Source organism: Streptomyces sp. NPDC056296 (genome assembly GCF_042268605.1).
Classification (GTDB): Bacteria; Actinomycetota; Actinomycetes; order Streptomycetales; family Streptomycetaceae; genus Streptomyces.
The window spans coordinates 18,003-43,921 of the sequence record NZ_JBHJRX010000001.1; the positions used below are offsets into that span (position 1 = coordinate 18,003).

Genomic DNA, 25,919 nt, shown 5'->3' on the forward strand with positions numbered 1-25,919 from the left:
TCAGGCTCCCTTCTTCGTACGGCGTTCGGTCGGCTGGGTGACCCGGTCGAGCATCAGGCCGAGGCAGACGATCGCCGCGCCGGCCACCAGGCCGGTCGCCAGGTCGCCCTGGGCCAGGCCGAAGACGACCTGGTAGCCGAGCGCGCCACCGCCGACCAGGCCGCCGATGATGACGACGGCGAGGACGAGGACGACGCCCTGGTTGACGGCGAGCAGCAGGGACCGGCGGGCCAGCGGGAGCTGGACCTGGCGCAGTTGCTGCCCGCTGGTGGCGCCGAGCGAGCGGGCCGACTCCAGGGCGGCCGGGTCGACCTGGCGCAGCCCCTGGGCGGTGATGCGGACGACGGCCGGGAGGGCGTAGACGACGGCGGCGGCCACGGCGGGCGCGCGGCCCACGCCGAACAGGGCGACGACCGGGATCAGGTACACGAACTGCGGCATCGTCTGGAAGACGTCCAGGACGGGCCGCAGCGCGCGCTCGAAGCGGTCGCTGCGGGCGGCGGCGATGCCCGTCGCGAAGCCGATGACCAGGGTCACGGCGACGGCCGCGAGGACCTGCGAGAGCGTGTCCAGGGACGGGTTCCACACGCCGAGCACGCCGATCGCGGCCATGGCGAGGACGGCGGTGAGCGCGGTGCGCCAGGTGCCGATCAGCCAGGCGAGGGCGGCGACGATCAGCAGTACGGACCACCAGGGCAGCCACTGGAGGCCGTCCCGGAGCGGGTTGAGGACCCAGCTGGTGAAGTGGGCGGCCCAGTCGGCGGTGCCGCCGATGACGGGCACGCCGGAGTACAGGTGGGCGGTCATCCAGTCGACGGCCCGGTTGACGGGCTCGGCGATGTCCACCTCCCACGCCTCGGGCCAGTCGAGGAAGCCGGCGATCCGTCCGGCGACCGCGACGGCCGCGGCGGCGACCAGGGCGTACAGCCAGGTCAGCGGGGACTTCCCGGACTCGCCGAGCCGCTCCCCCGCCGCGCCGGTCACGCGGTCCAGGACGACGGCGAGCAGCACGATCGGGATGCCGGCCGCGAGGGCCGCGCCGACGTCGACCGAGGCGAGGGCCTGGTAGACGCGGTCGCCGAGGCCGCCGGCGCCGATGACGGAGGCGATGACGGCCATGGACAGCGCCATCATGATCGTCTGGTTGACTCCGAGGAGGAGTTCCTTGCGCGCCAGCGGGATCCGGGCGGTCAGCAGCCGCTGGCGGGCGGTGGTGCCGAGGGACTCGACGGCTTCGAGGACCTCCTTGTCGGCGCCGCGCAGGCCGAGGGCGGTGAGCCGGGCCATGGGCGGGGCGGCGTAGACGACGGTGGCCAGGACGGCGGCGGGGACACCGATGCCGAAGACCAGGACGACGGGGAGGAGGTAGGCGAAGGCGGGCAGCACCTGCATGGTGTCGAGCACCGGGCGCAGGACGCGGTCCATCCGGTCGGAGAGACCGGCGGCCAGGCCGAGCAGGGCGCCGACGAGGACCGACGCGAGCACGGCGACGACCATCAGCGCGAGGGTCTGCATCGTCGGCACCCACATGCCGAGCAGGCCGCAGGCCAGGAACGCGGCCGCGGTGCCGAGGGCCAGCCGCACGCCGGCCACCCGCCAGGCGACGAGGGCGCCGATCGCGGTGACCCCGGCCCAGCCGACGGCGAGGAGGGCGAGGTACACGGCGCGTACGGCGATGACGACGACGTTGCTGACGTGGCCGAAGAAGTACAGGAACAGCGGGTGGCTGTCGCGGTTGTCGATGATCCAGTCGCTGGCCTTGCCGAGCGGCTCGGAGAGGTCGACGGTGAGGGCGGTGGGCCAGGTGGCGCCGCCCCACTGGGTTATGGCGAGGGGGACGAGGACGGCGGCGGCGACCGCCAGTACCAGGAGCTTGCGTACGGCTGGGTGGGTGAGGATGCCTGGCGGGGCGGCCTTCTGGGGCGTTGCCGTGAGCGTTGCCATCAGACCGGCTCCTCGCTGGTGGCGGGGGGCGGGGTGGTCGGCTTGCGGCGCTGGGCCGGTGCCGCTTTCTGTGGGACGGGAGCCGCCCCAGCGGCACGACTGCCCGCAGCTGCGGCGGTCGCGTCTGCGTCAGCCGTGGCCGTCGTGCCCGCCACCACCGACAGCAGGGCGTCCGCGTCGACCACGCCCAGGCAGCGGCCGTCGTCCATCACGCGGGCCGGGGAGCCGGCCCGGGCGACGGCCTCGATGGCCTCCGACACGGTGGCGTCGGGGCGGAGCGCGGGGCCGGTGCCGGCCTCGTCGGCGGAGGACGCGGGGCGCATGGCCGTACGGACGGTGAGGACCTGCTCGCGCGGGACGTCGCGGACGAACTCGCGGACGTAGTCGTCGGCGGGCGAGCCCACGATCTCCTCGGGGGTGCCGAGCTGCACGACGCGGCCGTCGCGCATCAGGGCGATGCGGTCGCCGAGCTTGAGGGCTTCCTGGAGGTCGTGGGTGATGAAGACCATCGTGCGGCCCTCCTCGCGGTGCAGCCGGACGACCTCCTCCTGCATGTCCCGCCGGATCAGCGGGTCGAGCGCGCTGAACGGCTCGTCGAAGAGCAGGACCTCCGGGTCGACGGCGAGGGCGCGGGCGAGGCCGACGCGCTGGCGCTGGCCGCCGGAGAGCTGGCCGGGCCTGCGGTGCTCCAGGCCCTCCAGGCCGACCTTGGCGACGATGGCGGCGGCGCGCTCGCGGCGCTCGGCGCGGCCCATGCCCTGGACCTCCAGGCCGTAGGCCACGTTGTCGAGGACCGTGCGGTGCGGGAGCAGGCCGAAGTGCTGGAAGACCATCGCGGCGCGGTGGCGGCGCAGTTCGCGCAGCCGGGACTTGTCCATGGCGCGGACGTCCTCGCCGTCGATGGCGATGGACCCGGCCGTCGGCTCGATGAGGCGGGTCAGGCAGCGTACGAGGGTGGACTTGCCGGAGCCGGACAAGCCCATGACGACGAAGACCTCACCCTTGCGCACGTCGAAGGAGACGTCCGCGACGGCGGCCGTGCAGCCGGTGCGCGAGCGCAGCTCGGCCGGGCTCAGGGCGGCCAGTTCGGGATCGGCGGGGATCCGGGCGGCCTTGGGGCCGAAGACCTTCCACAGGCCGTCCACGGAGAAGACGGGAGCGGTGGACTCGTCGGTACCCGGCGGCGTACTGGCGCTGGTGGTGGTACTCATCGGGCGTCACCGCCGATCAGCTCGACGGCACGCTCTCCGACCATGAGCACGCCGATCATCGGGTTCACGGCGGGCATGGTCGGGAAGACGGAGGCGTCGGCGATGCGGATGCCCTGAAGGCCGCGGACGCGCAGCTCGGGGTCGACGACGGCCTGCTCGTCGGTGGCGGCGCCCATCCGGCAGGTGCCCGCCGGGTGGTAGACGGTGTGGGCGACCTTGCGGGCGTACTCGCTCAGCTCCTCGTCGCCGGTGACGTCGGGGCCGGGGCAGACCTCGCGCCCCAGCCAGCCGGCCAGCGGCTCGGCCTTGGCGACCTCACGGGCGATCCTGATGCCGTCGACGAGGGTGCGGCCGTCGTGGTCGTCCTCGTCGGTGAAGTAGCGGAAGTCCAGGGCGGGCTTCACGGACGGGTCGGCGCTGGTCAGGTAGAGGCGGCCGCGGGACTTCGGCTTGGGGATGTTCGGGGTCATCGAGACGCCGAACTCCGGGCGTTCGTAGCCGAGGCGCTCCGGATTGTCCGTGAACGGGATCTGGTAGAAGTGGAACATCAGGTCGGGGCCCGCGTGTTCGGGGTCGCGGCGCACGAACAGACCGGCGTCGGAGTCCATCGCGGAGTTGTCCGGGATGGGGCCGTTGGTCTCCCACACGATCACCGACTCGGGGTGGTCGAGCAGGTTCTCGCCGACGCCGGGCAGGTCGAGCGCCACGGGTATGCCGAGGGCTTCGAGGTCCTCGCGCGGCCCGATGCCGGAGTGCATCAGCAGGCGGGGCGAATCGACGGCGCCGGCGCACAGGACGACCTCGTTACGGGCCTTGACCAGGATCTCCTCGCCGTCCTTGGTGCGGACGTGGACGCCCTCGGCGCGGACGCCGTCGAGCTGGAGCTTGTACGCCCAGGTCTCCAGCATGATCGTGAGGTTGGGGCGGTCGTCCATCACCGGGTGCAGATACGCCACCGACGCCGACGACCGCTTGTTGTTCTCGGGGTGGTAGGCGAGGTCGAAGAAGCCGACTCCCTCGGCGAACGGCTTCTTGTTGAAGCCCTCGACGCGGGGGACGTCCAGGGCCTTCTGCGCGGAGTCGACGAAGTCGCGGGCGATGGCGTTCCGGTCCTTCTCGTCGACCGGGACGATGTTGTTCTTCAGGCGCGCGTAGTACGCCTCCATCGGCACCGCGCCCCAGCCCTTGGCGCCGGCCGCCTCCCACTCGTCCCAGTCGGAGGGCAGCGGCTTGAAGGCGATGAGCGTGTTGTGCGAGGAGCAGCCGCCGAGCACCCGGGCGCGGCTGTGCCGGATGTGCGAATTGCCGCGTGGCTGTTCGGTGGTGGGGTAGTCGTAGTCCAGCTCGCCGCCGAGCAGGCCCATCCAGCGGCGCAGGGTCAGCACGTCGTCGCGGCCGACGTCGCTGGGGCCGCCCTCGATGACGGCGACGGTGACATCCGGGTTCTCGGTGAGGCGGGAGGCGATCACCGATCCCGCGGTGCCGCCGCCTATGACGACGTAGTCGTAGACGTGGGAGGTCTCGGGCATGGGGGTACTCCAGAGGGTGAGCGGACGGGGAGCCGGGCGGCCCGGGTGAGGTGGGGGCGGGGTGAAGCGGGCTGAGACGGGGTCAGCCGGCGAACCAGCGGACGGGCTTCGGCGCGAGGTTCTGGTAGACGTGCTTGCTCTCGCGGTACTCGGCGAGGCCCGCGGGGCCCAGTTCGCGGCCGACGCCGCTCTTGCCGAAGCCGCCCCACTCCGCCTGCGGGAGGTAGGGGTGGAAGTCGTTGATCCATACGGTGCCGTGCCGGAGCCGGCCCGCGACCCGGCGGGCCCGTCCCGCGTCGGCGGTCCAGACGGCACCGGCCAGACCGTACTCGGTGTCGTTGGCGAGGGCTACGGCCTCGTCCTCGGTGCGGAAGGTCTCGACGGTGAGCACCGGTCCGAAGACCTCCTCCCGTACGACCCTCATCTTCCGGTGGCAGTGGTCGAGGACGGTCGGCTCGTAGAAGTAGCCGCTCTCCGGCCGCTGGGGGGACGGCTCGGGGCGCTTGCCGCCGCAGCGCAGCTCGGCGCCCTCGGCCAGCGCGGAGGCGACGTAGTCCTCGGTCTTGGCGCGCTGCTGCTCGGAGACGAGCGGGCCGCACTCGACGCCGTCCTCGGTGCCGCGGCCGAGGCGGATCTTCGCGGCGCGGCGGGCGAGTTCGGCGACGAAGCGCTCGCGGACCGACTCCTCGACGATGAGCCGGCCGCCGGCGGAGCAGACCTGGCCGCTGTGGATGAAGGCGGCGTTGAGGGCCTGGTCGACGGCGGTGTCGAAGCCCTCCTCGGTCTCGCAGGCGTCGGCGAAGACGACGTTGGGGTTCTTGCCGCCGAGTTCGAGGGCGACCTTCTTGACGGTGACGGCGGCGGCCTGGGCGACCTTGGTGCCGCTGATCAGGCCGCCGGTGAAGGAGACCAGGTCGACGTCGGGGTGCTCGGCGAGGCGGGCGCCGACGGTGTGGCCGGGGCCGGTGACGATGCCCGCGACACCGGTGGGGAGGCCGGCCTCGGCCAGCAGGCCGATGAGGGCGACGGTGGTCATCGGGGTGATCTCGCTGGGCTTGATCACGAAGGTGTTGCCGGCGGCGAGCGCGGGGGCGATCTTCCAGCTGGCCTGGAGGAGCGGGTAGTTCCAGGGCGTGATCATCGCGCAGACGCCGACCGGCTCGTGCACGACGACGCTGTGGATCTCGGGCGAGCCCGCGTCGACGACCCGGCCGGGGGCCTCGCCGGCGACCAGGTCGGCGAAGTAGCGGAAGGCGTCGGCGACGCAGTCGATGTCGACCCGGCCCTCCTCGACGGTCTTGCCCGCGTCGCGGCTCTCCAGCAGGCCGAGCGGCTCGCGGTCGCGTACGAGGAGGTCGGCGACGCGGCGCAGCAGGGCGGCGCGTTCGGCGACCGGGGTGTGCGGCCACTCGCCGGTGTCGAAGGCGCGCCGGGCGGCGGCCACCGCGAGGTCGGTGTCCTTCTCGTCGCCCTCCGCGATCACGGCGAACGGCAGGGCGTCCGCGGGATCGAGGATCTCGCGGGTGGCGCCGGAGGACGCCGCCAGCCACTCGCCTCCCGCGTGAATGGTCCGGTGCGCGCGCTCCGCCGGAGTTTCCGTGCTGTTCGCCATGATCGGTATTGCCTTCCGTTCCTGATCAACCCCCCTGTGTCACACGCGTGTCACTCTCGGGGACCGTGAGCCCCTGCCCCACGGCCCCGCATGCATGCCGATTCGGTGGCCGAACGTGCGGCGTATCACTGAGGAAAGGGACAGGGCGGCACGAAGCGCACACATGGATCCCTCGGTTTCCTTTGACTAAAGTCAAGGGAATGAAGCCAGTGGCAGAGGGCGCAGTGACAGACGGTGCGGTGACAGACGGTGCGGTGACGGCGGACGCGGTGACGGCGGACGTCACCGCGTTGCGGCGCTTCAACCGCTACTTCACGCGCCGCATCGGCGTCCTCGACGACCGCTGTCTCGGCCAGGACCGTCCGCTCGGCGAGGCCCGACTGTTCTTCGAGATCGCCGAGAGCGGCTCCGGTGTGTCCCTGCGGGACCTGCGCGTCCGCCTCGGCCTGGACGCCGGGTACTTGAGCCGGATGGCGAAGGCCCTGGAGGCGCAGGGCATGGTCCGGCTGGGCGTGCACCCCGACGACAGCCGGCTGCGTACGGTCGAGCCGACTTCCGCCGGACGGGCCGAGGTCGCGGAGCAGAACCGCCGGGCCGACGTCCTCGTCTCCGGGCTGCTCCAGGGGCTCGCCCCGGACCAGCGCCGGCGGCTGACCGACGCCATGGCCACCGCCCAACGCCTGCTACGGCTGGCCGCCGTCACCGTCACGCCGGTCGACGCCCGCACCACCCCGGACGCCCGCGCCTGCCTGGACGCCTACGCCGCCGACCTGGACGCACGCTTCCCCGAGGGCTTCGACCCCTCCGACCTCGTGGGGCCCGAGGAGGTGTCGGGGGACGCCGGGGCGTTCTTCGTCGCGTACGAGGAGGGGCGGCCGGTCGGCTGCGGGGCGCTGCGGCGGACGGCACCCGGGGTCGGCGAGATCAAGCACGTGTGGGTGCACCCCGGCGCCCGGCGGCTCGGGCTGGCCCGGCGCCTGCTCGACGCACTGGAGGACGAGGCCGCCGCGCGCGGCCTGACCGTCGTACGGCTCGACACGCACGCCGTGCTCACCGAGGCGCGGGCGATGTACGAGGCGTCCGGCTACACCGAGATCCCGGCGTACTCCGACCATGTCTATGCCGGGCACTGGTTCGAGAAGCGGCTGTCGGGGGTCTGACAACGGGCACGGGCCCCCTCCCGGCCGGAACCGGAAGGGGGCCCGTGGCGGGCGGGGTCGGCTCAGAGGAGGCCGAGGGCGCGGACCGCGTCGCGCTCCTCCGACAGTTCCTTGACGGAGGCGTCGATGCGGGCGCGGGAGAACTCGTTGATGTCCAGGCCCTGGACGATCTCGTACTTGCCGTCCTTCGTGGTGACCGGGAAGGAGGAGATGATGCCTTCCGGGACGCCGTAGGAGCCGTCCGACGGGATGCCCATGGAGGCCCAGTCGCCGTCGGCGGTGCCGTTGACCCAGGTGTGGACGTGGTCGATGGCGGCGTTGGCGGCGGAGGCGGCCGACGAGGCGCCGCGGGCCTCGATGATGGCGGCGCCGCGCTTGGCGACGGTCGGGATGAATTCGTCGGCCAGCCACTTCTCGTCGTTCACGACCTCGGCGGCGTTCTTGCCGGCGATCGTGGCGTTGAAGATGTCCGGGTACTGGGTGGCGGAGTGGTTGCCCCAGATGGTCAGGCGCTTGATGTCGGTGACCGACGAGCCCGTCTTCTTTGCGAGCTGGGTCAGCGCGCGGTTGTGGTCGAGGCGGGTCATCGCGGTGAAGCGCTCGGCCGGTACGTCCGGGGCGGCGGCCTGGGCGATCAGGGCGTTGGTGTTGGCCGGGTTGCCGACGACGAGGACCTTGATGTCGTCCGCGGCGTGGTCGTTGATGGCCTTGCCCTGCGGCTTGAAGATGCCGCCGTTGGCCTCCAGGAGGTCACCGCGCTCCATGCCCTTGGTGCGCGGGCGGGCGCCCACGAGCAGGGCGACGTTGGCGCCGTCGAAGGCGACGTTCGGGTCGTCGGTGATCTCGATGCCCTGGAGCAGCGGGAACGCGCAGTCGTCCAGCTCCATCGCGGTGCCCGCGGCGGCGTTGAGCGCCGGGGTGATCTCCAGGAGGCGCAGCTTGACCGGCACGTCCGCGCCGAGCAGCTGGCCGGAGGCGATGCGGAAGAGCAGGGCGTAACCGATCTGGCCGGCCGCGCCGGTGACGGTGACGTTCACGGGAGTGCGGGTCATGGCGTTCTCCGTATGACAGCTGGCGGTGGGGCGTCCCTGCCCCGGGCGTTTGATCGATCTCTTGGTATCAAGAGATCGATCCAGCCGTCAGGCTATCGCGCCTCCGCTGCCCGGGACGTCCGGGTCGGTGTGGCCCGGCCCACAGGGCCCCGGCGGTCACCTGAGCGCGTGAACCGGGCGCCAGGAAACCAGGGCATGAAAGAGGCGGCCGCCTGTCCGGGAGAGGGGGGACGAGCGACCGCCGTTCGGGGATACCGTTGCCGGACTCCCGTGGGGGTACTTCTCGCGTGCCCCTGCCGCCGCGTGCCATGCCTGCCGCGGGCGATTTTTCTCCCGGTGCGACCGCGGTCTGCTCCGCACGGCATCGCGACCCCGGCTCCGGACCGGCATCGCGACCCCGGCTCCGGACCGGCATCGCTAGCCGCTCCGTGCCGGCGTCGCGGCCCCGGCTCCGTGCCGGCATCGCCACCCTCGCTCCGCACCGGCGTCGCGGCCCGCCCTATAAGCGGCATCGCGTCCGGCTCCGTACCGGGCATCGCGCCCCGCTGCGGACCGGCATCGCCGCCCCGGCTCCGCACCGGCACCGCGACCCGCCCTAAAACCGGCATCGCGTCCCGCTCCGTACCGGGCATCGCGCCCCGCTGCGGACCGGCATCGCCGCCCCGGCTCCTACGGCCCCCCGCGGTCCCGCTGTTACTCCGTGCAGCCCTTCTGGCCCGCTGCCAGCGTCACGCATGCCTTGGCGTCCGCCGCGGACTTCACCGCCACCATCGGGGTGTACGCGACGGTGTCGGCGGCCCCGGTGACCGAGCCCGTCTGCGGGCTCGCGCCGCCCGTGCTCACCTGCACCTCGTCGCCCTGCGCGGCCTGGGTGACCCGGGCCCACGCCGCGCCGCAGATCTTGCTGTAGCGGACCTCGACGGCGGCCGTGCCGACGGTGGCGGTCGCGGCGGTGGTCACCAGGTCGCCGCCGCAGCCCATGATCTCCGGGTCCTTGCCGGTGCACGCGTCGCCGCTGCACTTCACGCCGGGCGGCAGCTCGGGCTCGGAGGTGACGGTGGGCGACGGGGACGGGTCGGTGCCCTCGTTCTTCTTCTCACCACCGTCGTTCAGTAGGAAGAAGGCGCCCGCGATCACGACGAGCACGCCGACGACGCCCGCGACGAACGTCGTCATCCGCTTGCTGCCGCCCCCGGAGGGCCGGGCCCGCGAACCGGAGCCGCCGTGCGGGGGCTCGCCGTACGAGCCCGAGGGTGCCGAGGGTGCCGAGGAGCCCAAGGGTCCGTGGCCGTTCGGCGCGGCGGCCGGCGGCGTCGAACCTCGCGCGGCTTCCCCCGAGTCGGCCCGGGTCCCGGACCGAGCCGTACGACCACCGGTCGGCGCCGGTCCCCGGTATCCGGCCATGCCCCACGAGTTGCCGTCGGACGCGCCGCCGGACGACGGGACGGAGGGAGCGCCCGGCGCACCGCCGCCCCGGACCGTACCGACGGCCGAGTCGGGGCTGTCGGCGGCCGTCGGCTGCGCGGGGACCGTCGGCGGGAACGTGGGCGCCACACCGGCCGGCCCGGCGATCCCGGGCGTGGCCGTGGCGCCGCCGCCGTGACGGCCGGTCCGGCTCCCCTTGCCGTTCCTGCCGCCGTTGCCCGACTTGGCCGCGGGCGTGCCCAGCTCGCCGAGCGCGGCGCGCGCCTGGGAGATCCGGATGGCCTCCATGGTCATGTCATGGCGCATCTCCGAGCGGCTCCAGGCTCGCTCGGCCAGCTCCCACATGGTGGTCAGGTGGACGGGATTGGTCCGCGTCACCTCGGCGAGGGCCACGATGGCGCCCTTGGGCGCCAGCAGCCGGCCGTTCAGATAGCGCTCCCAGGACGTCTTGCTGTAGCCCGTGGCGTCGGCCACCGACGCGATGCTCAGCTCACTGCGGTCCACGAGTCGGCGCAACTGACTCGTGAACTCTCTGATCTGCGGATCGAGTTCATCCGGCAAGGCCTTCCAACGAGGCATTGCTTCCCCCTCTTCCCCCCGGTGACGTGCTGTTCGTTCCCCGTTTGGTCCTCGCGCGCGGCGTCCCGCGTGGAGTCCCCGTTCTGGCTACCCACAGGGATGCGCCCGGTCAGGATCTCAGTTCCCGGGGTGGGGGCGCACAGGAGCACAGGGGTCGCGAACATGCACCGTCGCACGCTCACCGACCCGTGGTCCAGTGTCCCACCGGCGTTCCCCTGCCCGGAACCGAACCCCGTTTTTCACGGCTCGCGTAGCGGAGTAGCGGAACGGTCACTTCCGTGCCACAGCGCCCTGACAGGCGTTGAACAGGGCGTTCGCCGTGCAGGAGGGTTGGTCCCGGCGGCGGCCCGTCCTTCCACGGGGGTGAGGACGGGCCGTCGCCGGTTCACGTGAGGTTTCGCTAGCTCACCGTGAAGTGCAGGGTGTCCTTCAGGAACGGGATCTCCAGCAGCGGGTCCGGTTGGGCCATCAACGCCAGCAGGACGATGGCGAGGCCGAGGACGCCGTAGGTGGTGATGTCCGTGAAGCGCGAGCGCACGGCGAGCATGCCGACGTCGGGCATCACCCAGCGCAGCGCGGCACCGGCCAGCAGGGCGGCGCCGATCAGCAGCGTCCCGACGCGGAACACGTCCAGCGCGGTCAGCAGCAGGCCGATCCCGACCAGGCCGACCACGAGGAGGATCGGCCACTGCCGGGCGGGCGCCGGGGCGTCGCCGGCCGCGGCCCGGCCACCGCCCTCGGGGCGCGCGGTGTCGCGGGTGAAGAGCGGGAACCGGCGGGTGATCCGCCGCGGCCTCCCCTCGGCGTCGGGCGCGCTGACGGGGTCCCGGACGGTGAGGTCCTCCGGGTGCTCCGCGCGCACCGGGTGCTCCCGGTGCTCCGCGTGCACCCGGTGCTCCGCGTGCTCCCGGTGCTCCGAGTCCTCAGCTCGCTCCGAGTCCTCAGCTCGCTCCGAGTCCTCAGCTCGCTTAGGGCGCTCAGCCCGCTCCGGGCGCTCAGCCCGCTCCGCGCGCTCAGCCCGCTCCGCGCGCACCGGGTGCTCCGCGCGCACCCGGTGCTCCGCTTGCACCCGGTGCTCCACGTGCTCCCGGTGCTCCCGGTACTCCGAGTCCTCCGCCCGCTCCGGGCGCTCAGCCCGCTCCGCCCGCTTCGGGCGCTCCGCCCGCTCCGCCCGCTTCGGGCGCTCGGCGTCGGTGTCGTCAGCCGGCACTGCGCTCCGCCGCCTCCACCACGTTGACGAGCAGCTGGGCCCGGGTCATCGGGCCGACGCCGCCGGGGTTCGGGGAGATCCAGGCGGCGACCTCGGCCACACCGGGGTGGACGTCGCCCATGATCTTGCCCTCGGCGTTGCGCGAGACGCCCACGTCGAGGACGGCCGCGCCCGGCTTGACGTCCTCGGGGCGGACCAGGTGCGGGGAGCCGGCCGCGGCGACGACGATGTCCGCGCGCTTGAGGTGGGCGGACAGGTCCCGGGTGCCGGTGTGGCACTGGGTCACGGTGGCGTTCTCGCTGCGCCGGGTGAGCAGCAGCGGCATCGGGCGGCCGATCGTGACACCGCGGCCGACGACCACCACCTCGGCGCCCTTGATCTCCACGCCGTAGCGGCGCAGCAGGGTGAGGATGCCGTTGGGGGTGCAGGGCAGCGGCGCCGGCTCGTTCAGGACGAGGCGGCCGAGGTTCATCGGGTGCAGGCCGTCCGCATCCTTGTCCGGGTCCATCAGTTCCAGGATGCGGTTCTCGTCGATGCCCTTGGGCAGCGGCAGCTGGACGATGTAGCCGGTGCAGGCCGGGTCCTCGTTCAGCTCGCGGACGACCGCCTCGATCTCCTCCTGCGTCGCCGTACCCGGCAGTTCGCGCTGGATGGAGGCGATACCGACCTGCGCGCAGTCGCGGTGCTTGCCGGCGACGTACTTCTGGCTGCCGGGGTCGTCGCCGACCAGGACGGTGCCGAGGCCGGGCGTGACGCCCCTCTCCTTCAGCGCCGCCACGCGGGCGGTCAGTTCGGACTTGATCGCGGCTGCGGTGGCCTTGCCATCGAGAATCTGGGCGGTCATACCCCCATCCTCGCGGATGACCGGCCCCCGGTTCCAATCCGGCCGTGATCCCGGGCACGGGCCGGGCCCCCGACCGGGCCCCGACCGGGCATCCGACCGGGCATCCGGGGGCGTCCCGGGGCGCGTCCCGCCCTGTCGGACCGTGATCGACGTTGTTGCACTTGCACAACACCTTGCGGCCGGGCTGGACAAGTAAGAGATAGGTCAAGAACGATTGGGCAGTAGCACAGTGCCGCGGGGCCGTACCGGGGGGACGAACCGCAACGAAGTACCTCCTCCGCATCGAGCCACGCGTCGTCCCCGCACGTGACAGCTACGGAGGAAGTCCCGCATGAGTTTCGGCGACCCGAACAACCCCTACGGTCCGCCGCAGGGCCAGCAGGGCCAGCAGCACGGCCAGCAGCACGGCGAGCAGCCGAACTACGGCTACCCCCAGCAGCAGCCCCAGGGCGGCCAGCCCGGCTACGGCTACCCCGCGGCCCCGCCGGTCCAGCCCTACGGCGGCGGCTACGCCCCCGCGCCCGCGGTCATGCCCGGCACGGTGAAGGCCGCGCGCGTGATGCTGTTCGTGCTGGGCGCCTGCCAGGTCATCGGCGGCGTGCTGATGATCGCGGCCAGTTCCTGGTTCGCCGACTACATCGAGGACGAGGTCAACTCAGACCCCACCATCTCGGCTCAGGACGCGGACACCGTCACGAGCATCGGGGCGGGCCTCATGATCGGCGTCGGCGTGATATTCCTGGCGTTCGCGTTCTGGGCGATATTCACAGGTGTCAAGTTCGCCACCGGCCGGGGCGGTCCGCGCGTCTCCGCGATCATCTACGGCTCGGTCGTGACGCTGGTCAGCGTGATCAACCTGCTCGGGGCGAACATCTTCGCCCTGATCAGCCTGGTCCTCGGCATCCTGATCATCGTCTTCTGCGCCAACAAGAACGGCAGTTACTGGTTCAACCGCCCGCAGTACTGAACCGGCGTCCGCCACGGCACACTTCACGCCAATCAAGCCATGGGGCCGTGTCTCACCCGTACGAGGGGAGACACGGCCCTGGTGCGTCGCCATAGTCTGACGCGGGTAGCCGTCAGGCACGGGGAGACGCACCTTGTACAGCATCATCGTGGTACCTCCGCCGACCACGGAGGCCGAACCCACCCGCACCCAGTTCCGGCTCGCACCCGGCGAACGGCTCGCCTTCGGGCGGTCCGTGCCCGAGGGCGGACTGCTGATCGGGCACGACGGCGTGTCCCGCAGAGCCGGTGAGATCACCGCCCACGGCACCTTCTGGGCCCTGAGCAACCTGTCCGCCCACCAGACCTACGTGGTGGAGAACCCGGAGGGCGCCGGCGAGCACATCAAGGTGGCGCCGGGCCGGCTGGACGCCCCGGTGCCGTTCGAGTTCTCGCGGATCGTGCTGCCCGCCGCGGGCGACCTGCTGCCGGTCGAGGTGTGGGCACCGCGCCACGACTATCTGCGCGCCGAGGACGGCGCCGACGGCGAGCCGACCGCCCCGGCCTTCTCCGTCGACCGCACCAAACGGTACTTCGCGGTCCTGGCCGCCCTGTGCGAGCCGCGGCTGCGCGGGGCACCGCACGCGCCGCTGCCGACCGTCGAGCAGGTCGTCGAGCGGCTGCGGCCGGGCTGGCCGGCCGCGTCGCGCGCGGCCGTGCAGTGGAACATCGACTACCTGGCGGTGAAGCTGCGGCTGAAGCCGGGCCCGGAGACGGCGGAGGCGGGCGCGCGGCTCAACGGCAAGAAGGAGTCCCTGGTGTCCATGGCGCTCCGCTTCGACCTCGTACGGGAGGACGACCTCGTGGTCCTCGCGGCACCGCCGCGCCGGGTGCCCCGGTGACCGAGCCGTACGCCGTCCCCGTGCCGAAGGGGTACCGGGTCGGCGTCTGGGAGGTGCGGGCGCCGATCGCGACGGGCGCCTTCGGCAGCGTGTACGAGGCCCGCCGGGCCGGTGACGGCGACGCCGGTCTGCCGCGCACCGCAGCGCTGAAGTTCCTGCCCACCGGTACGGGGACGCCGCGCCAGCTGACCCACCTGCGCGAACTCGTCGAGCGGGAGGTCGAGTTGCACCGCCGGCTGCGGCGGCCCCGGCTGGTGCGGATGTACGAGACCCTTGTCGTGGACGACCCGGCCCGCCCCGCGCTCGACGGCGCCACCGTCCTCGTCCTGGAGAAGGCGGAAGGGTCCCTGTCCGCCCTGCTGTCCGCGTCGCCGCGCCCGGCCGGCGGGCCCGCGCTGCTCGTGCAGGTGTGTGAGGGTCTGCACCAGCTGCACCACGCCAGGTGGGTGCACGGGGACCTGAAACCGGCCAACGTGCTGCTGATGAGGGACGGTTCGGCCCGGCTCGCCGACTTCAACATGGCCGCCGAACTGGAAGGCACCCACGCCTACACCCCCGCCTTCTCCACCCCCGACTACACCCCTCCCGAGCTGCTCTGGTCCGAGATCGGCGAACGCGGCCGGCGTATCCGCCCCTCCGCCGACGTCTGGGCCTTCGGCGTCCTCGCCCACCTCGTGCTCACCGGGTCCTTCCCGCTGCCCGGCGGCACCCCGGCGGCCCGCCGCGACGCCGGGGCCGCCTACGCGCGCGGCACCGAGGAGCTGCGTCTGTCGCCCGCGCTGCCCGAGGTGTGGCGGGACATCGTGCGCGCGTGTCTGACCCGTACGCACGCCGAACGCATCGGCACGGAGGCCCTGTTGCGGCGAGTGGCGGCGGTCACCGGAGCTACGGGCGGCCGGTCCGTCCTGCCGCGCCGCGCGGGCCCCCGGCGTACGGTCCTCGCCGCGGCGGCCGCCACCGTGGCCGTCGCCGCACTCGGCTACGGCATCAGCACCCGCACCGGCGACGACGGCCCCGGCTCCGCACCCGGCGACCGGGGTCCCGGCGGCACCGCGACCGTCTCCGCCGCCTCCTACGGCGCCGGTGAACTGCGCACCGACCGGGGCGTACCGGCCGCCTACCGCCTGCTGATCGTCGAGACGGCGCACGACTGCGACCGCGAGGAGGTCAGCCCGCCCCTGATCGCGGCCATGCTGAAGGTGGAGAGCGACTTCGACCCGGACCTCGCCGACCCGCAGAAGGACGAGTACGGGATCGCCCGCTGGACCCCGAAGGTGCTGCGCTGGTGGATGAACGAGGACGGCACACCCGGCGAGGAGGTCCCCGAGCCCCCGTTCCCACCCGCGGAGTCCATCCCGGCGATGGGCCGCTACCTGTGCTGGATCACGCCACGCCTCGACGCCGGCCTGCCGGGCGACCGCCGGGTGCTGATCGCCGTGGCGTACCGGACGTCGTACGACAAGGTGAACGACGCGGGCGGGGTTCCCCCGAAGTACCGCGACTACGCCGACCGCGTCGCTCACCACCTCAAGGAGTACACGCCGCCGGGGAGGAAGTGACCCTGAGAGTTACGAGGTACCGCGCGGCGGTCGCCCCGGGCACGGTGTGAGCACACCGCTCCGGCGGTACGACACCGACGTTCATGGGGGAACAACAGTGAACATCATCAAGCCCGCCGCGCTGCTCCTCGCGGCCTCGGCCCTGGTCGCCGGCTCCACGGTCGCGGCCACCGCCGCCGCCGACCCGGCCGGCACCCGGGTGACCGCTCTCCAGCAGGCCGCCGACGAGGTGCTGGCCGACAAGCCGACGCCGCTGCGCGTGTCCGCCGACGCGGTCCAGTACGAGGGGCTGACCGTCACCGAGGCGCCCAGGACCAAGGGCGCCCAGGACCTGGCCTGCGACTACGGCCACCTGTGCATGGTCGTCAAGGGCACCAAGTTCGACTTCTACAAGTGCCAGACGTGGAACCTCACCAACTGGACCGGCGACGGCCCGTTCACCAACAACCAGACGCGCGGCACGGTCGCCAAGTTCTTCAACAAGGACGGCAGCGTCCGCTGGACCTCGACGGCCTACCAGGCGGGCACGGCGACCTGGGACCCGATCTGGTCGCTGCGCCCCTGCTGATCCGCGCGTGCTGTTCCGCGCGCGGGTGCGTGCTTGAACGGCGGCCCCCGGTTCCCTCCACTGAGGGGACCGGGGGCCGCTTCAGCGTCTGGAGCCCACCGACCCGCCGACGCGTCCGAATGCTTAGGTTGCCCTCAGCCGTCTCCCGTAGCCTGCCCGTTGTTGGACTGGGGAAAGTTGACCCCGAGCAATCGGGGGAGGGGGACGACTCCATGTACAGCGTCATCGTCGTACCGCCGTCGTGCGGCAGTGTGGCCGAACAGTTGAGGATCAGCGCGGGTGAGCGCATCGAATTCGGCAGGACCGAGCCCAGCGGCGGGGGACTCGCCATCGCACACGCTGGGGTTCCCCGGGTCGCCGGGGAGATCGTGGCGCACCGGACGTTCTGGCTGCTGAGCAATCTCAGCGAGGACCAGACCTACGTGGTGGAGAACCCGGAGGGCGCCGGCGAGCACATCAAGGTCGCTCCGGGCCGCGTGGAGGCGCCCGTACCGTTCGAGCTGGCGCGCGTGACCCTGCCCGCCGCGGGTGACCTGCTCACCTTCGACGTGTGGGCACCGCGGCACGCCTTCCGCAGCGTCGAGCGCCGTGGCCTTGAGGGGGCCGGCACCGTCCCGGCGTTCGCCCTGGACCGCACCAAGCGGTACTTCGCGGTCCTCGCCGCCCTGTGCGAGCGGCGCCTGCGCGGTGAGCCCCGCGCCCCGCTGCCCGCCGTCGAGGAGATAGTGGAGCGGCTGCGTCCCAGCTGGCCCAAGGTCAGCCGCTCCGCCGTCTACTGGAACATCGACTACCTCGCCGTCAAGCTGCGGCTGAGACCCGGCCCGGACACGGCCGAGCCGGGCAGACGCACGCACGGCAAGAAGGAGTCCCTGGCCTCGCTCGCCCTCCGCTTCGACCTGGTCCGCGAGGACGACCTCGTCGTACTCGCCCCGGCCCCGAGCGGAGCGGCACGGTGACCGGGCGGCCGTACGCCGTCCCGGTGCCGAAGGGCTACCGGATCGGGCCGTGGGAGGTGCGCGAGCCGCTCGCGTCCGGCGCGTTCGCCACGGTCTACGACGCGACCCGCACCGCCGACGATGGCGATGTCGAGCTGCCGCGCCGGGCGGCGCTGAAGTTCCTGTCCACCGGCACCCGTACCCCGCGCCAGCTGCACCACCTGCGCGACCTCGCCGAACGCGAGGTGCAGCTACTGCGGCGGCTCCGCTCCCCCCGGCTGATCCGGATGTACGACACCCTGGCGGTCGACGACCCGGACCATCCCGAGCTGGACGGCGCCACCGTCCTGGTGCTGGAGCGGGCCGAGGGATCCCTGGACGCCGTACTGGCCCGGACCCCGTCCCCGGAGGCCGGGCCCGCCCTGCTGGCCCAGATCTGCGAGGGCCTGCACCAGCTGCACCACGCGGGCTGGGTGCACGGAGACCTGAAACCGGCCAATGTTCTGCTGATGGCGGACGGTTCGGCCCGGCTCGCCGACTTCAACCTGGCCGCGGAGATGGAAGGGACCCACGCCTACACCCCCGCCTTCGCGACCCCGGACTACACCCCGCCCGAACTCCTGTGGCCGGAGGTCGACGAGCGCGGAACGCGGATCCGCCCGTCCGCGGACGTCTGGGCCTTCGGCGTCCTCGCGCACGTGGTCCTGACCGGTGAGTTCCCGCTGCCCGGCGGCACCTCGGAGGCACGCTCCGACGCGGCGATGCGCTACGCGCGCGGCCGTGAGGAACTGCGCCTGTCCCCCGGCCTCCCCGAGGTCTGGCGGGACACCCTGCGGGACTGCCTGGCCCCGACCCACGCGGAACGCACCACCGACTCCGCATCGCTGCTGCGCCGGGTGGAGGAGGCCGCGGGCACCTCCCGCTCCGCCCGGCTGCCGAGGCTGCGCCCCCGGCGGTGGCGGCGCCCGGCCCTGGCGGCGGCGCTCGCGGCGGCGATCGTGGGGGCGGGGAGCCTCGCGTACACCACCCCGTGGGACTCGGCCCCGGCGGCCGCGGCGCCGCCCACCTGCGAGAAGCCCGTGGTGTACGAGAACTCCGACGGCCGCGGCTACAAGGCGGGCCACAGCGGCACCTGGGACTTCACCATCAAGCACGGCGACGGTGGCAGCCAGGTCAGGGAGTTGCAGTGCCTGCTCAGGCATCTGCACGGCATCGAGGAGGTCGGCGAGGTGGACGGCGACTTCGGCCCGATGACCCACGGCGCGGTCGTCATCTTCCAGAAGCGGGCGGGGCTGGACGCGGACGGGATGGTCGGGCCGGGGACCTGGCGGGCGCTGCGCAAGGGCGGGGAGGGCGGCTAGGGCTCCAATCACTTCGCCCGGTGCCGCAGCCCAGGCAACCTCAAAGGTTGCAGGTCCTACCTCGAACCTTCCAGGTACCTCCAACGGGTTGCGGCCGCCATCGTGTGAAGCGCCGCCCGGGGACGGACGGCGCCACGCGGGACCAGGGGGAGGCAGCACCGGATGAGGCGTGCCCACAGCGTCATCTGCGCCGTCACGGCCGGCATCACGGCCCTCGTGACCGGGTGCACGCACGACACCGACACGAGAGCGGCCACGACGGCGGCACAACGGGCCGAGCCCCGGGAGCTGACCTACATCGAGGAACTGCGGCTGTCGGACGCCCAGCAGCGGTTGATCGCACGCTGCATGACGGAACAGGGCTTCACCTACCACGTGTACCGGCCGCTGACCGTCGAGGAGCACCACCCGGTGGGTTACGTGCAGGACGACGTCGCCTGGGCCCGCGAGCACGGATACGGCAGCCGAATCCAGGCGAAGGCCGACAGGGCGCGCCTGGGCAATCCGAACATCGCCTACCGCAAGTCGCTCTCCGAGGAACGTCGCGGGGGCTACGACACCGCCCTCGGCGGCGGCGCCGAGGCCCGGGAGCTCTCGGCGGAGGTGCCGCAGGGCGGGACGTACCGAAAGCGGGTGGGGGGCTGCGTCGGCGAGTCGGAGAAGCGTCTGTACGGCGACCTGGAGACCTGGTTCGTCGCCGACAAGACCGCCGCCGGTCTCCAGGCCCACGCCATGGAGGCCGTGCTGAAGGACTCGCGGTTCACCACGGCGGTGGAGCGGTGGTCCCAGTGCATGCGGCGTGCTGGGCACCCCTACGCAAACCCCGCCGAGGCGCGAGAAGCAGTGCGGAGGCAGGCCGAACGGCGTGCGAAACAGGCGGCGTTCGAGGAGGAGCGGGAAGTCGCCTCAACGGATGCCACCTGTGCCCGCGAGACCTCATTGCGCAGAGTCGCCGAGGAACGCGAAGCCCATCACAGGGACCGGCTGCGCGGCGAGTACGGCGACGCGCTGGAGAGCGTACGGCGGATCCAGCGGGACGCGCTCACCCGGGCCGAGAAGATCACCGGCCGTCAGTCCTGACGGCCGGTGCGTGCGAGAACCAACAAGGAGGACGCACATGCGTAGGACGGCAGCGGCACTCGCCGCTCTGGGACTGGCGGTGCTCGGCGTCTCCGCCACCGCGACCACGGCCCAAGCGGGTCCGGTCTGTAATCGGAAGTTGCCAGGGTTCGGCTCTGACGGGATGGTCCGAGCCTGGCAGTTGAAGGACTGCTCCGGCATCTATCTCGGCGGCACCGAGTCCTACGACTCGGACTGGGGTAACGACAAGGGCCCCTTCCAGGGCTCTGACGACAACCGGGCTTCGTCCGTCATGAACACCGGTTACCCCGGGAAGTACGACGTCGTGTCCTTCTACCGGCTGCCCGGCTACAAGGGCGGGTTCGTCTGCTTGGAGCCGGGTGAGCTGTACGCGGACGACCTCAGCGACAACAGGTTCAGCAACGACGACATCGTGGACAACCGGATCTCGTCCCACCGGTGGATCATCAGTTGCTCCAACCTCCTGATCTGAGCCTCGGCTCAGAGCACGCCGACGAAGGCGGACCAGGCCTCTGTGGGGAAGACGAGGGCGGGACCGTGCGGGTTCTTGGAGTCGCGGACGGGGACGACGCCGGGAAGGTCGTCGCTCACCTCGACACAGTCACCGCCGGTCCCGTTGCTGTAGCTGCTCTTGCGCCACCGCAAGAAGCTCAGGTCGGTCCTGCTGTTGGGCTTCATTCCGGTACTCCTCTGCCGCAGCCTCGATCATGGCCAGGGACGCCTCCGGCGGCAGTGCGGCGGCCCTGAGCAGATCGTATGACTCACGATAGTTCTTCACGAGGGCCGGATAGTCGATGACTTGACCGCTGTGCTCCCCTTCGGTGTACACCAGTGGAGGCGCGTCGGCAAAGGTCATGATCTTGGCCATCCCCATCATCAGGGGGTGGACGGCGGCGGTTTCCGGAACGACTTGCAGAATGGATCGAGTGTCCTTGGCCCGCTCTGCGATGTGCGCCAGCAGTTCGGCCATTCCGGCGGGTGGCAGCACCCGTCTGCGGATCACGGACCCGTCCAGGATCGCCCAGAACCTGGGCGGGTTCTCGCCCTCGAAGATCCTGGACCGCTCCAGTCGAGCGCCGACTTTCTGCGCGATCACGTCGTCCGACGCCCGCCACATCGCCGCTCTTGTGATCGCGCTCGCATACGCGCCGGTCTGCAGCAGGCCCGGGACGAGCAAGGGCGCCCACTCCTCGATGCCCTCCGCCTGCCTCTCCAGTTCGACGACGTCCGCGAAGTACTCGGCGATCCCCACCCGTCGCGCCTTGGCCGCGTCTTCACAGCGCCGCTGGAAAAACCCGTCCGTCTCCAGTCGCTCGTCCACATGTCTGGCGAGATCCGTCGGCATCCTGCGCTCACCCCGCTCGATCTGGCTGAGGAACGAGATCCCTCGGAAACTCCCCTCCACCAACTGCTCCAGCGTCAGCCCCGCCTGCTCCCGCTTGTAGCGCAACTCCGCGCCGTAGAAGCAGGGCACGCTCACCGAAGCGTCGGTGTCCTTACGAGGAGGCACAACCCACCACCGCCGTTCGCCAGTTACGGTGCGCAACCAAAACGTCTTTCACGCTACGCCACTCCGCGCCACTCTGTGAGCGATTCGTCACAGACCGCACAGGACACGGAAGGCGTACGCCATGCACCCCCACGACACGACGACCCACGTCGAACAACTCCGCGCCGCCCTGGCGGCGAACGGCATCACGCTCCCCTCCCTCGGGACCGACCTGCCGACCTTCGCGAGCGCGTACGCCGTACCGCCCCTGATCGCGCTCGGCAACTGCAACGAAGCCACCGCCCGCGCCCTGACCGCCGCGCTGCGCAAGGCGGCCGGCGAGTGAGCCCGGACGCCCTCGTCCTGGACCTGCTCGCACTCCCCAAAGCGGTTCCGGAGGTCCGCCACCGCGTCCGCGAGTACCTGGGCGCTCCCTGCCCGGACATCCAACTCTGTGTCAGCGAACTGCTGACGAACGTCATCGACCATGTCGGCGAGGGCGCCCCGGTAACCCTGCGGCTGTCGCGGACGCGGGACCACGTACGGCTGGAGGTCACCGACCCCGAACCGCACGCCTGGCTCGCGCCGCGCCGGCCAGGTGAGACCGAAGAGGGCGGTCGAGGCCTTCTGCTGCTGGACGCGGTGTCGCTGCGCTGGGGCGTTGAGCAGGGGCGTTGCGGCAAAACGGTCTGGTGCGAAGTCCGACCCTACAAGGTTTGAGGTACCGCGGGTTCGTCCCCACGACCAGATTGATGGCTGCGCATCCAGTACGTCACAAGGGGAGGACATCGCATGATCAAGAAGAAGATCGCGGCCGTGCTCGGTGCGGCGGCGCTCGCGGGACTGGGCATCGCCGCCACCGCCACGCCGGCCAGCGCCGCGTACTCCGACTGCAGCTCCGGCGCCCTGTGCGCCTACCTCGGCGACCACGGCGCCGGGGACCCGGGTGAGGTGTTCGGGGACAACAGGGATCTGCTGCAGTACTCCAAGTTCAACAACGCCGAGTCTCTGTACAACAACGGCAACAGTTGCAACGTCCGGATCTACAACGGGTTGAACTACTCCGGCGACTCCTACGTTCTCCCGCGCGGCATCGCCATCTACAACCTCGACGGCCACCTCGGCGGCAAGTGGGCCGACGACGTCGCGTCCAACAACTGGTGCGTGTGACGCGATGCGGAGACTGCTGTGGCTGACCGCCGCGGCGTTCCTCGCGGCCGGGTGCTCCCAAGGGCCCGGCCGTGAGGTCGCGGCAGACGTACAGCCCGATCCGCGTCCCTTGGACGGTGCCCTGCACTTCACCGCGGCGGAGGCAGCCGAGTTGCACCGTTCGGAAGAGCAGGAGATCCGGCAGTGCATGAACAGACGCGGGTTCGACTACCGAGTGGGTCCCGTGGGCGATGTCGAAGGACAGGCCGCCGGGAGCCCCTACGGTCTACTGACGCAGCGGCGGGCATCCGCAGACGGCTACGGCCTCACTGCCCGGCGGCTCAGAACTCCACCAGCCGACCCGAACACTCAGCAGGTCTCCTCCCTGACCGTACGTGAGCGTCAGGCGTGGGAAGAAGCCCTCAAGGGGTCGCCCGACGGGCCACGTGAAGAGATCGTGCTGCAGGACGGGCCCACTCTGTCGGTGGCCACCGACTCCTGTGTGTCCGTCGGGCGCCGGGCGCTGTACGGCGCCTCCTGGGAGCGGGACCACTACACCGTGCAGCACCTCCGCAACGCGATCGTGAAAGACACGCTCGGCCACCGCCTCGTGAAGGCGGCCGAGCGGAAATGGGCCGCGTGCATGCGGGATGAGGGCTTCCGTTACGAGCACCGCGAGGACCCGCTCAAGGCGCTGAAGAAGCGGCTCGACGCCGCCGGCTCGGACGCGGCCGCCCTGCGCGCCACTGGACGCGATGAGCTGAAGACTGCCGTGCGGGACGCCGTGTGCCAGGCCGAGGCTGGGCTCGCCGGAGAGATCTCCCGGGCCCAGAAGCAGGTGGAGAAGGCGCTGCCGCCCGCGCGCACCTCCCGGCTGGAGGAGTTCCGTGCGGCACGGGACAGCGCGTTGCGGCGGGCGGGAGAACCCGCGTGAGGGTGGGCGCCCCGGTGCCGCGCACAGGGACGCCCTCACCTGCCGCGTCAGTGGAAGAAGTGCCGCGTCCCCGTGAAGTACATCGTCACGCCGGCCTTCTTCGCCGCCTCGACGACCAGTTCGTCGCGGACCGAACCGCCGGGCTGGACCACGGCCTTCACGCCGGCCGCGGTGAGGATCTCCAGGCCGTCCGGGAACGGGAAGAAGGCGTCGGAGGCGGCGTACGCGCCCTGTGCGCGCTCGGCGCCGGCCCGCTCCACCGCCAGCTTCGCGGAGTCGACCCGGTTGACCTGGCCCATGCCGACGCCGACGGAGGCGCCGTCCTTGGCGAGGAGGATCGCGTTGGACTTGACGGCCCGGCACGCCTTCCAGGCGAAGGCCAGGTCGGCCAGGTCGGACGGGGAGAGGGCCTCGCCGGTGGCCAGCGTCCAGGTGGCCGGGTCGTCGCCCTCGGCCTGGAGGCGGTCGGTGACCTGGAGGAGGGCGCCGCCGTCGATGGGCTTGACCTCGACCGGGGCGGCGGGGGCCTCGGGGGCGCGCAGCACGCGGATGTTCTTCTTCTTGGTGAGGGCTTCGAGGGCGCCGTCCTCGTAGTCCGGCGCGACGATGACCTCGGTGAAGATTTCCGCGACCTGCTCGGCCAGCTCCTTGGAGACCGGACGGTTGACCGCGATCACGCCGCCGAAAGCGGACAGCGGGTCGCAGGCGTGCGCCTTGCGGTGGGCCTCGGCGACGTCCGCGCCGACCGCGATGCCGCACGGGTTGGCGTGCTTGATGATCGCGACGCAGGGCTCGGCGTGGTCGTACGCGGCACGGCGGGCGGCGTCCGTGTCCGTGTAGTTGTTGTACGACATCTCCTTGCCGTGCAGCTGCTCGGCCTCCGCGAGACCGCCACCCTCGGGCGAGGTGTAGAGGGCCGCGGGCTGGTGCGGGTTCTCGCCGTAGCGCAGGGTGTGGGAGCGGTCGTAGGTGGCGCCGAGGAAGTCGGGGAACGAGGAGTCGTCGACCGGGGCGTACTCGGAGGCGAACCAGGAGGCGACGGCCACGTCGTACGCGGCGGTGTGCTGGAAGGCCTCGGCGGCCAGCCGCTTGCGGGCGGCGAGGTCGAAGCCGCCGTCCTTCACGGCGGAGAGCACGTCGGCGTACCGGGCGGGGCTGGTGACGACCGCGACCGAGGGGTGGTTCTTGGCGGCGGCGCGGACCATCGAGGGGCCGCCGATGTCGATCTGCTCGACGCACTCGTCGGGGGTGGCGCCCGAGGCGACGGTCTCGCGGAACGGGTAGAGGTTGACCACGACCAGGTCGAACGGCGTCACGCCCAGCTCGTCGAGCTGCTGCCGGTGGCTGTCCAGGCGCAGGTCGGCGAGGATGCCGGCGTGCACCTTCGGGTGCAGGGTCTTGACGCGGCCGTCCAGGCACTCGGGGAAGCCGGTGAGCTCCTCGACCTTGGTGACGGGGACACCGGCGGCGGAGATGCGGCCGGCCGTGGACCCGGTGGAGACGAGTTCGACGCCCGCCTCGTGGAGCCCGCGGGCGAGGTCCTCGAGCCCGGTCTTGTCGTAGACGCTGACGAGCGCGCGACGGATGGCCCGCTTGTTGCTCTCGGCGGTGGCGGTCACTGGATAACTACCTTTCGTCCCTCAATGCGATAGCCGTTGCGGGCGAGCCGCCCCACGACATCGACGAGCAGCCTTCGCTCGACTTCCTTGATGCGCTCGTGCAGAGCGCTCTCGTCGTCCTCGTCCCGGATCTCCACCACGCCCTGCGCGATGATCGGCCCGGTGTCGACGCCGTCGTCGACGAAGTGGACGGTGCAGCCGGTGACCCTGGCGCCGTACGCGAGCGCGTCCCGCACACCGTGGGCTCCCGGGAAGCTGGGGAGGAGGGCGGGGTGGGTGTTGACGAACCGCCCCCCGAAGCGGGCCAGGAACTCCTTGCCCACGATCTTCATGAACCCGGCCGAGACGACGAGGTCCGGCTCGTGGGCGGCGACGGCCTCGGCGAGCGCCGTGTCCCACGCGTCGCGGGTCCCGTAGTCCTTGACCTTCCGTACGAACGTCGGCAGTCCGGCGCGCTCGGCGCGGGCCAGCCCCTCGATGCCCTCGCGGTCGGCGCCGACGGCGACGATCTCGGCTCCGTAGGCCTCGACGCCGGTGGCGGCGATCTCGTCGAGGAGCGCCTGAAGGTTGGTGCCGGATCCGGAGACCAGCACGACGAGGCGCTTGGCTCGCTGGGCCACGGGCTTGGCGGCCACGGTGGGGGCCTTTCTCGGGGGAGCGGGGTCTTCACGGGAACGCGGTCTTCACGGCCGTACGTTCTGTACGTTCATCCGTTTGTGCGGTCGTACGAATGCTTCGCGCCCCGGGATACGGGGAAGTCTACGAAGCGGCCGACCGTCAGCAACGATACC

At 71.9% G+C, this 25,919-nt stretch carries 25 protein-coding genes; 13 read left to right on the forward strand and 12 right to left on the reverse strand.

Features of this window, described 5'->3' with window-relative positions; genetic code table 11:
* The 4 genes from ACFCZF_RS00100 to ACFCZF_RS00115 form a co-directional block, all read right to left on the reverse strand.
* Positions 1 to 1,944 (reverse strand): ABC transporter permease, encoded by a 1,944-nt coding sequence (locus ACFCZF_RS00100; protein WP_376669724.1) that lies wholly within the window; start codon positions 1,942 to 1,944, stop codon positions 1 to 3.
* The gene (locus tag ACFCZF_RS00105) at positions 1,944 to 3,155 is read right to left on the reverse strand and encodes a glycine betaine/L-proline ABC transporter ATP-binding protein (RefSeq protein ID WP_376669725.1); all 1,212 of its coding nucleotides are present in this window, start codon (positions 3,153 to 3,155) and stop codon (positions 1,944 to 1,946) included. Before ACFCZF_RS00105 ends, ACFCZF_RS00100 begins: the two co-directional genes overlap by 1 nt.
* Positions 3,152 to 4,684: a GMC family oxidoreductase gene (locus ACFCZF_RS00110; protein ID WP_376669726.1), complete on the reverse strand. Its 1,533-nt coding sequence runs from the start codon at positions 4,682 to 4,684 to the stop codon at positions 3,152 to 3,154. The genes ACFCZF_RS00105 and ACFCZF_RS00110 overlap by 4 nt, the downstream gene beginning before the upstream one ends.
* An 82-nt stretch (positions 4,685 to 4,766) precedes the next feature.
* Positions 4,767 to 6,296: an aldehyde dehydrogenase family protein gene (locus ACFCZF_RS00115; protein ID WP_376669727.1), complete on the reverse strand. Its 1,530-nt coding sequence runs from the start codon at positions 6,294 to 6,296 to the stop codon at positions 4,767 to 4,769.
* A 200-nt stretch (positions 6,297 to 6,496) separates the two neighbouring features.
* Between ACFCZF_RS00115 and ACFCZF_RS00120 the strand changes: the two genes are divergently transcribed.
* Positions 6,497 to 7,456, forward strand: coding sequence for a GNAT family N-acetyltransferase (locus ACFCZF_RS00120; RefSeq protein ID WP_376669728.1), 960 nt, complete (start codon positions 6,497 to 6,499; stop codon positions 7,454 to 7,456).
* 62 nt (positions 7,457 to 7,518) lie between these two features.
* Here ACFCZF_RS00120 and ACFCZF_RS00125 read toward each other — a convergent pair whose 3' ends face one another.
* The 4 genes from ACFCZF_RS00125 to ACFCZF_RS00140 form a co-directional block, all read right to left on the reverse strand.
* A complete protein-coding gene (locus tag ACFCZF_RS00125; RefSeq protein ID WP_376669729.1) occupies positions 7,519 to 8,508 on the reverse strand; it encodes a malate dehydrogenase in 990 nt (329 codons plus the stop codon).
* Between the two features lie 693 nt (positions 8,509 to 9,201).
* Positions 9,202 to 10,512 (reverse strand): DUF2690 domain-containing protein, encoded by a 1,311-nt coding sequence (locus tag ACFCZF_RS00130; RefSeq protein ID WP_376669730.1) that lies wholly within the window; start codon positions 10,510 to 10,512, stop codon positions 9,202 to 9,204.
* A gap of 400 nt (positions 10,513 to 10,912) precedes the next feature.
* Positions 10,913 to 11,401 (reverse strand): DUF3017 domain-containing protein, encoded by a 489-nt coding sequence (locus ACFCZF_RS00135; protein ID WP_376669933.1) that lies wholly within the window; start codon positions 11,399 to 11,401, stop codon positions 10,913 to 10,915.
* A 310-nt stretch (positions 11,402 to 11,711) separates the two neighbouring features.
* Positions 11,712 to 12,566, reverse strand: a complete 855-nt coding sequence (locus tag ACFCZF_RS00140) for a bifunctional methylenetetrahydrofolate dehydrogenase/methenyltetrahydrofolate cyclohydrolase (protein ID WP_376669731.1) — start codon at positions 12,564 to 12,566, stop codon at positions 11,712 to 11,714.
* A gap of 331 nt (positions 12,567 to 12,897) precedes the next feature.
* On the opposite strand from ACFCZF_RS00140, the gene ACFCZF_RS00145 reads away from it, so the two are divergent.
* The 8 genes from ACFCZF_RS00145 to ACFCZF_RS00180 all read left to right on the forward strand — a co-directional run bounded on the left by ACFCZF_RS00145 (position 12,898) and on the right by ACFCZF_RS00180 (position 20,409).
* Positions 12,898 to 13,533 carry a hypothetical protein gene (locus tag ACFCZF_RS00145; protein WP_376669732.1) on the forward strand — a complete coding sequence of 212 codons (636 nt, stop codon included), beginning with the start codon at positions 12,898 to 12,900 and terminating at the stop codon, positions 13,531 to 13,533.
* 133 nt (positions 13,534 to 13,666) lie between these two features.
* Positions 13,667 to 14,413, forward strand: coding sequence for an FHA domain-containing protein (locus tag ACFCZF_RS00150; protein ID WP_376669733.1), 747 nt, complete (start codon positions 13,667 to 13,669; stop codon positions 14,411 to 14,413).
* Positions 14,410 to 15,972 (forward strand): protein kinase, encoded by a 1,563-nt coding sequence (locus tag ACFCZF_RS00155; protein WP_376669734.1) that lies wholly within the window; start codon positions 14,410 to 14,412, stop codon positions 15,970 to 15,972. The genes ACFCZF_RS00150 and ACFCZF_RS00155 overlap by 4 nt, the downstream gene beginning before the upstream one ends.
* A 97-nt stretch (positions 15,973 to 16,069) precedes the next feature.
* Positions 16,070 to 16,540 carry a hypothetical protein gene (locus ACFCZF_RS00160; RefSeq protein WP_376669735.1) on the forward strand — a complete coding sequence of 157 codons (471 nt, stop codon included), beginning with the start codon at positions 16,070 to 16,072 and terminating at the stop codon, positions 16,538 to 16,540.
* A gap of 212 nt (positions 16,541 to 16,752) precedes the next feature.
* Entirely contained in the window at positions 16,753 to 17,496 is a 744-nt protein-coding gene (locus ACFCZF_RS00165; protein WP_375915981.1) for an FHA domain-containing protein, read from the forward strand.
* Positions 17,493 to 18,836, forward strand: a complete 1,344-nt coding sequence (locus tag ACFCZF_RS00170; protein WP_376669736.1) for a protein kinase — start codon at positions 17,493 to 17,495, stop codon at positions 18,834 to 18,836. The genes ACFCZF_RS00165 and ACFCZF_RS00170 overlap by 4 nt, the downstream gene beginning before the upstream one ends.
* A 162-nt stretch (positions 18,837 to 18,998) precedes the next feature.
* The gene (locus ACFCZF_RS00175) at positions 18,999 to 19,916 is read left to right on the forward strand and encodes a hypothetical protein (protein ID WP_376669737.1); all 918 of its coding nucleotides are present in this window, start codon (positions 18,999 to 19,001) and stop codon (positions 19,914 to 19,916) included.
* A 37-nt stretch (positions 19,917 to 19,953) separates the two neighbouring features.
* The gene (locus ACFCZF_RS00180) at positions 19,954 to 20,409 is read left to right on the forward strand and encodes a hypothetical protein (protein ID WP_376669738.1); all 456 of its coding nucleotides are present in this window, start codon (positions 19,954 to 19,956) and stop codon (positions 20,407 to 20,409) included.
* 8 nt (positions 20,410 to 20,417) lie between these two features.
* Here the strand turns inward: ACFCZF_RS00180 and ACFCZF_RS00185 are convergent, their stop codons facing one another.
* Positions 20,418 to 20,615: a DUF397 domain-containing protein gene (locus ACFCZF_RS00185; RefSeq protein ID WP_376669739.1), complete on the reverse strand. Its 198-nt coding sequence runs from the start codon at positions 20,613 to 20,615 to the stop codon at positions 20,418 to 20,420.
* Positions 20,539 to 21,447: a helix-turn-helix domain-containing protein gene (locus ACFCZF_RS00190; protein ID WP_376669934.1), complete on the reverse strand. Its 909-nt coding sequence runs from the start codon at positions 21,445 to 21,447 to the stop codon at positions 20,539 to 20,541. Before ACFCZF_RS00190 ends, ACFCZF_RS00185 begins: the two co-directional genes overlap by 77 nt.
* 121 nt (positions 21,448 to 21,568) lie before the next feature.
* Here ACFCZF_RS00190 and ACFCZF_RS00195 point away from each other — a divergent pair, with 121 nt between their 5' ends.
* From ACFCZF_RS00195 to ACFCZF_RS00210, 4 genes are all read left to right on the forward strand, one after another.
* Complete coding sequence (locus ACFCZF_RS00195) at positions 21,569 to 21,772, forward strand: hypothetical protein (RefSeq protein ID WP_376669740.1); 204 nt, start codon at positions 21,569 to 21,571, stop codon at positions 21,770 to 21,772.
* Complete coding sequence (locus ACFCZF_RS00200; RefSeq protein ID WP_376669741.1) at positions 21,769 to 22,146, forward strand: ATP-binding protein; 378 nt, start codon at positions 21,769 to 21,771, stop codon at positions 22,144 to 22,146. Before ACFCZF_RS00195 ends, ACFCZF_RS00200 begins: the two co-directional genes overlap by 4 nt.
* Before the next feature lie 72 nt (positions 22,147 to 22,218).
* Positions 22,219 to 22,596 (forward strand): peptidase inhibitor family I36 protein, encoded by a 378-nt coding sequence (locus ACFCZF_RS00205; RefSeq protein ID WP_376669742.1) that lies wholly within the window; start codon positions 22,219 to 22,221, stop codon positions 22,594 to 22,596.
* Positions 22,597 to 22,600: 4 nt separating this feature from the next.
* On the forward strand, positions 22,601 to 23,509 hold the full coding sequence (locus ACFCZF_RS00210) for a hypothetical protein (protein ID WP_376669743.1): 909 nt from the start codon (positions 22,601 to 22,603) through the stop codon (positions 23,507 to 23,509).
* A 47-nt stretch (positions 23,510 to 23,556) separates the two neighbouring features.
* Here ACFCZF_RS00210 and purH read toward each other — a convergent pair whose 3' ends face one another.
* Positions 23,557 to 25,128: a bifunctional phosphoribosylaminoimidazolecarboxamide formyltransferase/IMP cyclohydrolase gene (gene purH, locus ACFCZF_RS00215; RefSeq protein ID WP_376669744.1), complete on the reverse strand. Its 1,572-nt coding sequence runs from the start codon at positions 25,126 to 25,128 to the stop codon at positions 23,557 to 23,559.
* On the reverse strand, positions 25,125 to 25,763 hold the full coding sequence (purN, locus tag ACFCZF_RS00220) for a phosphoribosylglycinamide formyltransferase (RefSeq protein ID WP_337304206.1): 639 nt from the start codon (positions 25,761 to 25,763) through the stop codon (positions 25,125 to 25,127). Before purN ends, purH begins: the two co-directional genes overlap by 4 nt.
* Between the last annotated feature and the right edge of the window lie 156 nt (positions 25,764 to 25,919).